Annotated in this window: 11 protein-coding genes; all 11 read right to left on the bottom strand. The window is 46.5% G+C overall.

Translation table 11 applies throughout. The annotated features are described in order from the left end of the window. Positions 1 to 65: 65 nt before the first annotated feature. The gene (locus A5878_RS00865) at positions 66 to 1,832 is read right to left on the bottom strand and encodes an ABC transporter ATP-binding protein (protein ID WP_086294357.1); all 1,767 of its coding nucleotides are present in this window, start codon (positions 1,830 to 1,832) and stop codon (positions 66 to 68) included. Further along, complete coding sequence (locus A5878_RS00860) at positions 1,798 to 3,540, bottom strand: ABC transporter ATP-binding protein (protein ID WP_005226665.1); 1,743 nt, start codon at positions 3,538 to 3,540, stop codon at positions 1,798 to 1,800. The genes A5878_RS00865 and A5878_RS00860 overlap by 35 nt, the downstream gene beginning before the upstream one ends. Beyond that, on the bottom strand, positions 3,537 to 3,977 hold the full coding sequence (locus tag A5878_RS00855; RefSeq protein WP_010748552.1) for a MarR family winged helix-turn-helix transcriptional regulator: 441 nt from the start codon (positions 3,975 to 3,977) through the stop codon (positions 3,537 to 3,539). Before A5878_RS00855 ends, A5878_RS00860 begins: the two co-directional genes overlap by 4 nt. 166 nt (positions 3,978 to 4,143) lie before the next feature. Continuing rightward, positions 4,144 to 5,895 (bottom strand): hypothetical protein, encoded by a 1,752-nt coding sequence (locus A5878_RS00850; protein WP_086294356.1) that lies wholly within the window; start codon positions 5,893 to 5,895, stop codon positions 4,144 to 4,146. A 165-nt stretch (positions 5,896 to 6,060) separates the two neighbouring features. Continuing rightward, complete coding sequence (gene fliS / locus A5878_RS00845; RefSeq protein ID WP_008376567.1) at positions 6,061 to 6,429, bottom strand: flagellar export chaperone FliS; 369 nt, start codon at positions 6,427 to 6,429, stop codon at positions 6,061 to 6,063. Positions 6,430 to 6,442: 13 nt separating this feature from the next. Continuing rightward, entirely contained in the window at positions 6,443 to 6,772 is a 330-nt protein-coding gene (locus A5878_RS00840) for a hypothetical protein (protein WP_086294355.1), read from the bottom strand. A gap of 74 nt (positions 6,773 to 6,846) precedes the next feature. Beyond that, positions 6,847 to 8,268, bottom strand: a complete 1,422-nt coding sequence (fliD, locus tag A5878_RS00835) for a flagellar filament capping protein FliD (protein ID WP_086294354.1) — start codon at positions 8,266 to 8,268, stop codon at positions 6,847 to 6,849. A gap of 4 nt (positions 8,269 to 8,272) precedes the next feature. Beyond that, on the bottom strand, positions 8,273 to 8,686 hold the full coding sequence (locus tag A5878_RS00830; RefSeq protein WP_086294353.1) for a flagellar protein FlaG: 414 nt from the start codon (positions 8,684 to 8,686) through the stop codon (positions 8,273 to 8,275). A 102-nt stretch (positions 8,687 to 8,788) separates the two neighbouring features. After that, the gene (locus A5878_RS00825; protein ID WP_005226642.1) at positions 8,789 to 9,871 is read right to left on the bottom strand and encodes a flagellin; all 1,083 of its coding nucleotides are present in this window, start codon (positions 9,869 to 9,871) and stop codon (positions 8,789 to 8,791) included. 137 nt (positions 9,872 to 10,008) lie between these two features. After that, positions 10,009 to 10,929: a flagellar hook-associated protein FlgL gene (gene flgL / locus A5878_RS00820; RefSeq protein WP_016619541.1), complete on the bottom strand. Its 921-nt coding sequence runs from the start codon at positions 10,927 to 10,929 to the stop codon at positions 10,009 to 10,011. Positions 10,930 to 10,932: 3 nt separating this feature from the next. Continuing rightward, entirely contained in the window at positions 10,933 to 12,456 is a 1,524-nt protein-coding gene (flgK, locus tag A5878_RS00815; protein WP_086294352.1) for a flagellar hook-associated protein FlgK, read from the bottom strand. Positions 12,457 to 12,467 lie beyond the last annotated feature (11 nt).

Genomic DNA, 12,467 nt, shown 5'->3' with positions numbered 1-12,467 from the left:
TGGCACGCAAAAACATCCTTGCAAGCAGTGGCATTCTCTTTGCAAGGATGCGGACTAGCTATGGATCATGCATCAAATTGTGCCTGATAGAGTGCGGCGTAACGCCCCTCTTTGGCTACTAATTCTTCGTGGGTCCCTTGCTCTACGATATTCCCCTGCTCCACCACGAGGATCGTGTCGGCATGTCGAATCGTGGACAAGCGATGGGCGATCACAAAGGAGGTTTTTCCTTTCATCAATTTGGTCATCGCTGCTTGGATCAGCAGCTCTGTTTGCGTATCGACATTCGATGTGGCTTCATCAAGAATCAACAGATCGGCATCCAACAGCATTGCTCGTGCAATCGTCAACAGCTGTTTTTGCCCTTGTGAGATACCGGTTCCGTCTTCAGAGATCAAAGTATCATAGCCTTTTGGCAGGCTCATAATAAAGTCATGGATATGGGCGGCTTGTGCAGCAGCTTGGACTTCTGCCAACGTCGCATTCGCCTTGCCGTAGGCCAAATTGTCGAAAACCGTTCCCGTGAACAACCAGGTATCTTGCAGCACCATCGCATAGCTTTGCCGTAGGCTGCGGCGTGTCGCTTGGCGGATATTTTTACCGTCTAACCGAATCGCTCCTTGGTCAGGGTCATAAAACCGCATCAAGAGGTTCACGATGGTGGTTTTCCCCGCTCCGGTCGGTCCGACGATCGCGACCAAGCTGCCAGCTGGTACTTGTAGCAAAAGGTCTTTGATGATGGGCTGCTGTGCTTGATAGCCGAAGGTCACATGGTCAAAGGCGACATCACCAGACACCTCGTGGTATTCGTAGGCTCCAGGAACATCAGAAACTTCAGGTTCTTCATCCAGCAAACGGAAGATTCGTTCTGCCGCCGCCAATGCTGATTGCAAATCGCTGAAGATGTTGGCTAACTCATTGATTGGTCCTGAGAATTTTCTGGAGTAAAGAACAAAGGAAGAAACATTCCCTAATGTCAGATGACCGAACAAAAACAGCAAGGCGCCAAACATACTGATCAAGGACAACGACAGATTGTTGATAAAGTTGATGGAAGGACCAGTCATACTGCCGTAGTACTCGGCATTGTAATAGGCATCCACCGCTTCTTGGTTTTTTTCGTCAAAACGGCTGATGATCGCTTCTTCTTGGTTATACAGCTTGATCGTTTGCTGACCAGAAATAATCTCTTCCACAAAGCCGTTCAGTTCGCCTAATTTGCGAGAACGACGGCGAAACAATGGTTGAAATTTGCTCATCAAAAAGCGGGTCAAAAAGATCGAAGCGGGAACCGTTACGACAAAAATCAGCACCAGCAGCGGCGAAATCAAAACCATCATCACAAACGAACCAATGATCGTCACAAGACTGCTGAGGACTTGAATGGCATCGCTGGCCAATGACGTATTGATGGTATCGACATCATAACTGATGCGGCTGATGATATCCCCAGTGGCGACTCGGTCAAAATACCCCACTGGCAGTTCGGTGATTTTATCAAAAATCGCCTTGCGCATCGCTGCCACCACCCGCTGGCTCAAGCGGATCATCATGAGCGAAATCAGATAACTAAGAAGGGAAGACGCAAGATAAAACAGCAGCATCAGCCCACAATAAAAGAAGACTCGGTCAAAAATGACCTTGCCGGGACCCGGTTGAATGGCATCAATGGCGTACCCGGAAAGCAACGGGCCCACCAAGGCGAAAATGTTGCTGGCCATCATCAATACAGCGGCTGCCAGCAGGAGACCTTTGTACTCGTAGAGATAGCCCCACAAACGCCGTAGTGTTTTCTTACTATCCTGCGGTTTTTCCGTTTTTTTCTTCGGCATCGTCGGCACCTCCTGTCTGACCTTGATAAATGGCTTGGTAGATCGCATTTTCTGCTAGTAATTCTTGGTGACTGCCAAAGCCGTTCATTTGCCCGTTTTCCAGTACCAAAATTTTGTCGGCATGCTGGATCGAGCTGATCCGCTGCGCGATCAAGACCGTCGTCGTCTGTTGAAACTGCTGTCTCAGGACCTTGCGCAACTGAGCGTCGGTCCGATAATCCAGCGCACTGGCAGAATCATCCAAAATCAAAATCTCTGGATCCCCCGCCAAGGCCCGCGATAACAAGACCCGCTGCTTTTGACCCCCGCTTAAATTGCTGCCTTTAGCATGCAGTGGATGAGCTAAGCGCTTGGGTAGTTGATTGATAAACTCCTTGGCTTGGGCGCGAGCCGCCGCTTCTTCGATCTGTTCTTTGGAAAACCGCCGGCCAAAGGCGATATTTTCTTCGATCGTTTCCGCAAAAAGCACGTCTTTTTGTAAGACGACACCGAATAACTGATGCAGCTCCGTCGGATCGATGGAGCGAATGTCGCGACCAGCGATGCGAATCATGCCCTTCGTTGGGTCATAGAGCCGCAGCAGTAGTTTGACGATCGTTGATTTTCCACTACCAGTCGCACCGATGATCCCTAAGGTTTCTCCTGGCTGCAAGGAAAAATCGATGTCTTTCAGCACCTGGGTACCGTTAGGATAGGTGAAGGAAACTTTTTCAAAAACGATATGCGCAGACTCTTCTTTGACAGGCGCCTCAATGACTTGCATATTTTGCGGCAGGCGCAAGACGGATTGGATCCGATCGGCAGAAGCCAGCCCCTTCGACACGATCACAAAGATGCGCGTGATACTGAGCATGGCATTCAAAATGATCGTAAAATAAGTCAAAAAGGCGATGATGACGCCTGGTTGGGTCAATCCTTGATTGACGCGAAAGGCACTGACGACGATCACTAGCGTCAGTCCGATATTCAAAAATAGGTCCATCAGGGGTGGTGTCGCAGCCATCGTTCGATTAGCGGTAGTTTCCGCAGCTACTACGTCTTGATTGACGTGGTCAAAGCGCTTTTTCTCGTAATCTGCTTTGGACAAGGCCTTGATCACCCGAGCCCCAGTCACATTTTCACGGACAGTTCGCACCAACACATCCACTTGCTTTTGTAATGAAGCAAACAAGGGGATCCCCCGTTTCGAGATCGTGACTGCCGCCACTAAAGTGAAGGGCAAGACGCCTACTAAGACCAGCGTCAACACGGGATCTAATGTGGCAGTGATCATGATCCCCCCTAATAACAGAATCGGGGCACGAATCCCCATCCGTTGGATCATGCCTACCGTTTGATGGATGTTGTAAGTGTCTGTCGTCAAGCGAGACACCAAGGAAGGGATCCCGACTTCTTCGACTTGCGGAATCGACAGATAGGAAACTTTTTCAAATAAATCATGGCGTATACTGCCGGTGGTATCGCGAGCAACACTGGAGGCCATCCGATTGGCGATGATATTGGTGACGACTGCGATGATGGAGCAGACCACCATCGCCCCACCCCAAGCAAAAATCGCAGATACCTGCTTCGTGGGAATCACAGAATCGATGATATACGCCAAAATCCAAGGCAATAGCAAGTCCATCAGGGAGCCGAAGAATTTGATACTGACGCCAAGGGAGATGCGGCCGATATAGGGTTTTAAATATTGAGTCAAAAGATTCATTCCATCGCCTCATCTTTCGCTAAAAGCCGCTGGGAATTTTCTTTGACGATTTCCAGATCGGCGATCAACTGCTGCTGTTGGGCAGCAGAAAAACCTGCTACGACTTGTTCATTCCAGCTTTGAAGCAGCTGTTGGATCGCTGGTTGGACGGCGAGTGCTTTTTCGGTTGGATAAACCAGTAATTGTCGTTTGTCGGTGGGACTGCTGGTTCTAGTGACAAATCCTCGTTCTTCTAGGATTGCTAGTTGACGGGCAACATTGCTTTTATTCACAAAAATCTTCTTGGCTAAGGCTTCTTGACTGATCCCCGGTTGGCGGCAAATGTTTAAGATATAGGTATGATGCATCCCGCCTAAACCAAATTTTTTCAGTTCTTTTTCCCGATAAAGGGTGGCGAGACGGGCAATATGATTGATTGAGCGGATAATGGCTTCCATGAGCACTCCTGCCTTTCTTAGTTCTTCAAAGTGTCTAATCTATTATAAGGAATAATCGTTGCGTGCGCAACGATTATTGTTTCTGACGAAAAGCAACAGGTCCACTGTTGTTGATCAGCAAAAAAAGAACTTCAGCCCTCTCGCTGAAGTTCTTTTCTGATTCATTTTATTCAGATTCTTTCAATAAAGCTTGTACGACCTTACGACGACGATACAGCTGTCTTGTTTTCCAGCTGATAAAGCCGATGAGTAAAGCGAGCCAAGAAATGATCGTCAGCCATAAAGCTCCGTCGAAAAACCAAGGCGCGTCGTAATCAACGACTAAGACATTCTCCCCTGCTTGCTGTTGGACAGAAACGGCACCAATGGCACTCAAAGAGACATCTTTCTCAGTTAGTGGCTGTTGATTGAGGGTCAATTCAGTATATCGGTAATTGATGATCGGTAACGCCTTCCAATCCTCTTGATCACCTTGCCAACGTAAAGTAAGTTTCCCGTTTTCTACAGTTTTTGCCACGGTATCATTCTTTTCAATGATTTCTTCCCCGTACAAATTGTATTTGTTCTTCTTGGTCTCTTGATAGAGGGGCAGATAATCTGGGGTAGAACGTTGATACAGCGCTAATGCTAAGGACTTGTCTTTACTAAAATAGGCTTCCTTCAATTGCGCTTCAGATTCCGCCGACAGATAGGTGTGGTTTCGCAGTGAAACCGCAGCTTCATCGGAGTGCCAGTCCTGCATTTTGACCGTGTTTTGGATCAAGATTTGACCAACACTCAAGACTAAAACGAGGACGAACCAACGCGGATTTGCCAATGGCTTGCCCCGATAATAAGGAACCAGCAGGCACAAACCGACTAAGATCAAAATCGTGGCAGGAACAAAGAACCGAAAAGGAAATTGCAGTAAATTGATCACACCATTGTCCAGGCTGCCTAGCCATTGCCAAGGAACAGCGTTCGATGATAAAACGAAAAAGACTGCTGCAGCTGCCGTCATTAATTTGAAGCCGCCAGATAGACGTGGCCACACACGGATCGCACCACAAAAGAACAAAGCACATAAGATGGGCAGCAGGTACGGAGTCGTCCACCAATAGCTGCTGGTTCCAGTAATGGTATTGTTCTGCATGTTGCGATTCACAAAAGGCGCGATCAACGTGTTACTCGTATAAAGATCCAACATCCCTAACCAAATATTGGCGGTCAGTAGCAAGAAGATCCCGATCGCTCCTGCTAAGCGCAGCACCAATTGTCGTTTTTCTTCGCCAGAAGTCCCAACAAAAAAGGCGCGTAAGAAAAAGGGCACGTATAAGAACACTAACAAGATGCTTGAAAACACATGGATTTGAAATAAGACCGCCACGGAAACCCCTACCGCAAAAGGCCGTAACCGTTTATGTTCCCCTAGTGCGATCAGTGGAATCAGGCACATCGGCAGCACAGCCGCCCCCCAAGCAGAAAAGCCCTGTCGCTCAATCCAATACTGGACAGAATAGGTCGCCATAAACAGGACGCTCATCCCCACTGACAGCCAACCATTGACTAGTAATTTCTTTAATAAGCCAAACATCGAAAACCCTGCTAACAAATAGAGCAGCCCGTTGGCGAGCAGCTGGTAGGAAAACCACGAAGGACTCAGCAAGACCAGCAATCCTTGGAAATAGGCAAAAAAGGGCCCGTATAATGCATTGACGATACGAGCAGATTGCTGAAACCCGTAGATAGAAAGAAAATATTGAAAATTGCCCTCTTTGATCTGCTGGCTGGTCTCATAAAAACGATTGAAGTGAAAGACCACATCAGAGCCCAAAATCATGCCTTGGCCTAAGATCTGCGGTAATAAAAAAACACCACTCATTGCAATCAGAATCACCACTTGCCAGAAAAGCGGCTTTTGTACTATTTTTTGTTTCAAAAAAAAACCTCCTTGCACCTTTTCGGTACGCTCATAAAAAGAGTACCAGATAGGGACGAGGAGGGGAAAAAGAAAGCTTAGTGAAAAGGGATACATGGTAAAAATTTAACCAATTACTAAACTTTTCTAGGTTTTAGGTGGTCGTTTCTGTGCTTTTTCTCAAATTTATTGGGTGATCGTTTGCCAGCTTTCCAGTAGTTCGCTTAAAAGCGGGACGACCGTTTCTGCAGGGGCTGCCTCTTTTTGGACATTGGCACTGACTAGCTGATCGTACATATAGCCATACAGCTGATCGAGATCTTCTGCAATAGCGCCACCTTGCTCACGGTCTAAAGAGACCCGTAATTCCAATAAAATATTCTGCGCCTTGACAAATTGCTGATGAGCTTGGCTCAACTCTTCTTTTTCCAATGCGATCACTGCTAATTTGATATTTTTGATCGCTGCTTGCAACAGCATTTCAATCAGTTTGTTGGGGGAGGCACTCATTACTTGGTTCTGCAAATAGTTGTTTTGCATTTTTTGATAATTCATCTTTTTTTCCTCACTATAAATCAAATTCGACGAAGGCGGCACTGTCTTCTTGCTGCAAATACGTTTTGACAAGATTGTTTTTGCGGTTCAAACGCCCCAATTCTTGTTTGATCTCTTGCTGCTGGGCTTTGACCTGGTCTAAGAACGCTTGATACGCTTGGATCACTTGTTGCGCCAATGCACTGGTTTGTGGACTATGGCTCTGTGCTTCTGCTTGCATGGCTGCTATGACCGCTGCATTGGCTGCCATCAAACGACTGGCTTCTTCGCTGTCGCCGCGCCATTGGGCAAAACCAATTAAAATCTGATTCAAACGTTCATCTAATGATACGTGTGGCTCCATAGGTTGTTTCCTTTCATGTTGACGAGGGTTTCTTATGCGAATGAAAAAATGACTGCTTTAATCGGCTATCCTGCCTAGTTTGACGTATTGGCAAACTGATTGCTTAGGTAGCTCAGCTGATTTTCAGCCTCCATCATCACGGAGTCTAACTTGGTAAACATTGTGATGTAACGCTCTTTTTTCATTGCCAAAATATCATCAAACCGTGTGATCTGCTTGTTTAAATCCTTGATGGTACTGTCATAGGTCGCAGATTTGGTGGCAATGATCCCTTTATTGGCTGAAGTATTGACGACATAGCTGTTGGCTAATTCTTTTAGGGCTAGTGTATAGCCAGTCTCTTTCGTGCTCGCAGTGCCATCAGCTTCTTTGGTTTTCGTACTTGCATAAAAGAAAGACTTCACAGCAGCGGGATCTTCCGCTAAGGCTTCTTTTAACTTTGTCGTATCCAATCCCAATGTACCATCATTATCAACGGTGGATATGCCTAGCTTATTGGCGGTCAGCTTTGAGCCACTGACGGCTGGAATGGTGATCAAATTTCGCAATTGGGTCTGTAGACGAGTCAACGCACTGTCTCCCACCAAGGTCCCCGTCTTGTTGTTTTCACTACTAGGATCTCCCACGGTCAAATTGTCGCCGATAAAACTCATCAAGCTATTGTATTGATCCACTAATCCTTGCACTGCATCAACGACTTTCGAGGTATCATTGGCTAAAGAAAGCGTCACATGCTCCTCGCTTTTTTTCGCTAACGTCAGCGTGACACCATCAATAACATCCGTCACACTGTTGCTGTCGCGAGTGATCTTCATGCCGTCTAGCTCAAAAATAGCCGGTTGGCCTTGCGTCGTTGTCGCAGTTGAACCGATCCCTAACCCTTCGGCAGCATTGCCGTCGATCAAGAAATTTTTGTCGCCCATTTTGGTGTTCGTTAAAATCAAACGGTTATCCACGATGCTCGCCGCGACGAAGGTCGTCTTGCTTTGGCTATTGATCTTGGCTGCCACATCTTTTAAGCTGTCTTCTTCCGTGATCTCGATCGAAGCGGTGATCGGTTTGCCATCTTCATCGACTTCAGAACTGGTCAATGACAGCTGACCACTGACATTTAGGGCCGTTTTGCTGCTTTGAGTTACTTGACTCCCCGTCACCTTCGTGGCTGTTGCTAGTTGGTTGACTTTTAGATCATAGGTGCCTTCTGGAGCTTCCGTTGTTCCTGCAATTGAAGCGATGCTGCTATTGGTGGTCGTCGCTTTTTTCGTTTGATAAGCATCATCTTTTTGTAATGCATCGACTTTTGACAAAAAGTTAGTCAAGCGAGTGCTGATATCACTCCACGCCGTTTTTTGTGCTTTTAGCGACGTGATTTTATTCTCAGCGCGGGTCTTGTTGATCGCATCTGCCGCCAATAATTTTTCAATATCTTCTGAAGTCACGCCAGAATAACTCCCTAGCGTTGTACTGATTCCTGAACTGCTGGTTACACTTGCCATGTTTTCATCCCTTTCGATCGACCGCGATGCCCATGTCATCCCATATTTTCCCAATCACATCTAGCATGTTGGCGGGCGGGATCTCTTTGATCACTTCGTTGGTCTGCATATCCACTAAACGCACCATCGTACGCCCTGTGCGCTCATGTACTTCATAAGCCAATTTCATATCTTTGCCAAGTAGTCGCTGATTCACTTCCTCCACGGAGGCTGCGATCTTGTGCTGATCGGCTACTGAAAAATAGTGGATCGGCGGTTCAGTGACCACTGTCTGTTCCTTTTTCTCCGCCAGTTTCCCCTCTTGGTGTTGCGGCTGAAGGTTGGCGTTCTCTTGATCTAGGGATTCGATCGGACGTGCTTTAGCGACCGACGCAACGGCTTCGATCGGGTGTATTCCTGACATTGGCTGAATATCCATCAGAGCTTCCTCATTTCTAAGCGTTTTTGTGCTGCTATGTAAAACACAAGAACTGCGCTTCCCCTAGGCAGTCCTTGTGTTAGTGGTTCACTTGATCAAAAATTATCCTTGTAACAAGCTCAATACGCTGTTAGGCATTGAGTTTGCTTGTGCCAACATTGAAGTTGCTGCTTGAGAAAGGATGTTGCTCTTCGTAAAGCTCATCATTTCTTGCGCCATATCAACGTCACGGATACGTGAGTTTGCTTCAGATAGATTTTCTTGCGTTGTACCTAAGTTGTTGATTGTGTGTTCTAGACGGTTTTGCGCCGCACCAAGATCCGCACGTTGTGCAGAAACTGCTTTGATCGCTTCATCGATTTTTGTGATTGGGTTGTTTTCAACGCTGACAGTTGCCGCTGCTGCTTTGCCTTCATCAGAAGCGGTAAATGTTGCTAAAGCATCATCGTATGTTTTTTGAGCTGTTGCTTTTGCTGTATCATCCGCTGCTGTATCGATGGCTGTTTGTAATTCAGCAACTGTTTTACCAGCAGCCGCATCAACTGTGCCGTCCGCTGCATATTTTGTTGTAGCATCTGCTTTGAAGGCAGTCGCTACTGCTTTATCTTTTGCTGCAGCAACAGCTTTAGCATCGCTTGTGTCAATGGCTTGTGTTAAATCTAAGCCTTTTACTTTCAAGGCAGATGAGCTCATGTTGTTGATTGAAACGCTCATTGTTTGGTTTGCGTTGGCACCGATTTGGAAAGTGAATGATTTCGCATCATCGCCTTCACCAGTTAACAAGCTTTTTGTATTGAATTCAGTGGTATTGCTGATACGGTCGATTTCATCAGACAATGCAGTGTATTCTTTGTTGATCGCACTGCGGTCGTCATCACTTAACGTACCGTTTGAACTTTGAACCGCAAGGTCACGCATACGGCCTAAGATGCTGTGGGTTTCATTTAATGCACCTTCTGCTGTTTGGATCAATGAGATACCATCTTGTGCATTGCTTTTTGCTTGTGACAAACCGCCGATTTGGCCTTTCATTTTTTCAGAAATTGCTAAGCCAGCTGCGTCGTCCCCAGCTTTGTTGATGCGTAAGCCTGAAGATAATTTAGACAAAGAATTGCTTTTAGAAGCATTTGCTGCCGTTAGGCGTGAGTAAGTATTCAATGCTGAAACGTTTGTATTGATTCTCATGTGTAGTTCCTCCTAATTTTTATTCGCTAAGGTTTCCCTCTGCTACTATTTATCGGAAGAAACCGTTCAGGGTTAAGCCTTTTTTCTAAAAAAAATAAAAAACTTTTGCTCCCGTCAAAGAACAAAAGTTTTTTGGGTTAATTTAAATAATCTAGAATGGACATCTGCATGATCTTTGTTCCCATTGCTAATGTTGAGCGGTAGGCAGTCATTTGATTTTGATATTCCATATACTTTTCCGCAATATCGACGTCTTGTTTGTTGGACAGTGTTTCGGTCAAGTTCAGCTTTTCCGTCTCATTTCGATCAGCTGCCGCCTCCAAGCGATTGTAGAGGGTGCCGATCTGCGCCCGTACATTCACTACATTGGTGGCATGCTGGTCATGAGCAGTTAAAAGCTCGCCCCCTAAGGCATCTTTATCATCACTGCGCAACGCAGACAACAAATCATTGAAGTAGGTGCTTAAATTTTGGGGATCCGTAGCGGTGCCCGTCTCGTTCATCAGTCGATCACCGCTGGCTAACAGATCCACTGAGACCCCATTTGCGATTTCTCGCGGCAAGTCTTCGCTGGTGCCATTGTATTTGATACCGACGATGGCGTCATTTTCTTTGACGATCTCAAAAGGCGCCGTCGTCGTATTCGTTCCGCTAAATAGATAGCGGCCATCAAAGTTGGTGTTTAATGATTCAACGATGCCTTCGATCTCTTGCTCGATCTCTGAACGATTTGCCCCTAATTCCTCACTGCCAGCTGTCGCATTGGCAGAAGATTGAACCAACGAGCGAATCCGCAGCATCGAAGTACTGACGCTTTCTAAAGCAGAATCTTGGGCTTTTGTCCAAGAAATACTGTCTTTGATCGTATTGTTGTAAGTTTTGTTTTGATTTAACGACACATTGAGATCCATGATTTTTGAAACCAGCAGCGGATTATCCGAGGACTTGCTGACTTCTTTTAAGCTCGATAGCTGATTCAACGTGGATTGGACTTTGGAGGCGTTGGTTCCTAGATTTCGTAAAAAATCATTGTAGGTGATTGAATTGGAAATACGCATGGTCTACACTCCTGTTCGATTGATCAATGTGTCTAACATTTCAGAAACGACCGATAATATGCGGGCATTGGCCTGAAATCCTTGTTGGAAACGAATCACATCTGACATTTCTTCATTTAATGAAACCCCAGACACCGATTGATTTTTGTATTCTAGTTGATTCAGCAGCGACAATTGGGCACTGACCGTATTGTCGGCTTGCTGTTTTGAGATTCCGTTTTTGGTGACGATGCTGTTAAAATAACTGCTGACACTCATGCCCGATGCTGCATTAGCAAACGTCAATGTCTCAGAATCAAAAGAAGCGATCGTCTTTTCTGACAACGGGAAATCCAATTTGGCACTGCTGAGTTTCGCCATTGCAGCAGCTCTTGAACCATCTCCTGCTGCATTGCTCGTTCCGCCGGTCACCAGACTTGGGTTATCTAACAGTGCTTGGCTGACCCGAATCGTCGTCGCTGTGCCGGTATCATCTTGGCCGATCTCAAATAGTCCGCTTGTGCGAGAAGCGCCGCCGGTAAAGACCATGTTCATGGCTTGCGCGATCGTCGATGTAAAGTTGTTCAATTCCGTCAAGCGGCTGCCGATCTCCCCAGATGATGCTTGCAGGCCTCCGATCGCGCCTTCTTTGATCGGCAATTCTGTATAGGCGGTTTCGCCATTGTCGGTGGTTTTCGTCAACAAGACGGTTCCAGCTGGATAAGACCCTGTGATGGTTTCGGCAGGATTCAAGGCGTTGCCGTCTTTGGAAACCAAGGCGCCTGTCTCGCTTTGTCCCACCACCACACTAAGGGTATTGCGTTCCTCCGCACTTAAGATCGTCTGTCCGCTCATGGATACAAACCCACGGCCATACTGATCGGTCTTGGTTTCGATCCCTGCTAGACCCGAGAGATCTTTCAACAGACTGTCTCGACGATCTAAAAGATCATTGGGTGTCTCACCACTCGTCGTCAACCCATAGATCTGTTCATTCAAGGATTGCAGCTGCTTGACCTTTTCATTGAAGTCCAGCGCGGATTTTTCGATGGTATCCAGCGTGTCGCTTTGCAGCTGCGTCATTTGTTTGCCCATTTGGTTGATGGTATCGGCAAATGTACTGCTGTTTTCCAGCACAAGGGTCTTAGACGTATCCAGTTCAGGATTGTTGGCTAATGCGGTCCAAGAATCAAACATCGTTGCCAGCTGTTTGGACAGCCCGTTGTCGGAAGGCTCATTCATTAAACTTTCCAGCTGTCCTAATATGTCTGCTTTTTGTTCATAATATGTATAGGTAGAATTGGCATTGCGTACTTGTCCAATGACAAAATCATCGACGATCCGTTCGACACTGCCGACTTTCACACCCATACCGATGCTGCCGACACCCGCTAAATGATAAGACGCTTCGGCTTGCAAGTTGACTCGTTGTCTTGAGTAGCCGTCTGTATTGGTATTTGCAATGTTATGGCTGCTGGTTTGCAACGCTGCTTGATTGGCGGTCATGCCCCGGGTTGCGGTGCCTAATGAACCAAATAGTCCTGTCATAGAAGTACTCC

It is taken from the genome of Enterococcus sp. 3G6_DIV0642, assembly GCF_002140635.1.
Taxonomy (GTDB): Bacteria; Bacillota; Bacilli; order Lactobacillales; family Enterococcaceae; genus Enterococcus_D; species Enterococcus_D casseliflavus.
The sequence above is the reverse complement of the archived record's forward strand: the minus strand, read 5'-3'. Positions and strand labels throughout refer to the sequence as shown.

Bases quoted from the DNA above. Each gene is read 5' to 3' on its own strand.
- A5878_RS00865 (WP_086294357.1), bottom strand. From the start codon at position 1,832: ATGCCGAAGAAAAAAACGGAAAAACCGCAGGATAGTAAGAAAACACTA.
- A5878_RS00860 (WP_005226665.1), bottom strand. From the start codon at position 3,540: ATGAATCTTTTGACTCAATATTTAAAACCCTATATCGGCCGCATCTCC.
- A5878_RS00855 (WP_010748552.1), bottom strand. From the start codon at position 3,977: ATGGAAGCCATTATCCGCTCAATCAATCATATTGCCCGTCTCGCCACC.
- fliS (WP_008376567.1), bottom strand. From the start codon at position 6,429: ATGAATTATCAAAAAATGCAAAACAACTATTTGCAGAACCAAGTAATG.
- A5878_RS00840 (WP_086294355.1), bottom strand. From the start codon at position 6,772: ATGGAGCCACACGTATCATTAGATGAACGTTTGAATCAGATTTTAATT.
- fliD (WP_086294354.1), bottom strand. From the start codon at position 8,268: ATGGCAAGTGTAACCAGCAGTTCAGGAATCAGTACAACGCTAGGGAGT.
- A5878_RS00830 (WP_086294353.1), bottom strand. From the start codon at position 8,686: ATGGATATTCAGCCAATGTCAGGAATACACCCGATCGAAGCCGTTGCG.
- A5878_RS00825 (WP_005226642.1), bottom strand. From the start codon at position 9,871: ATGAGAATCAATACAAACGTTTCAGCATTGAATACTTACTCACGCCTA.
- flgL (WP_016619541.1), bottom strand. From the start codon at position 10,929: ATGCGTATTTCCAATTCAATCACCTACAATGATTTTTTACGAAATCTA.
- flgK (WP_086294352.1), bottom strand. From the start codon at position 12,456: ATGACAGGACTATTTGGTTCATTAGGCACCGCAACCCGGGGCATGACC.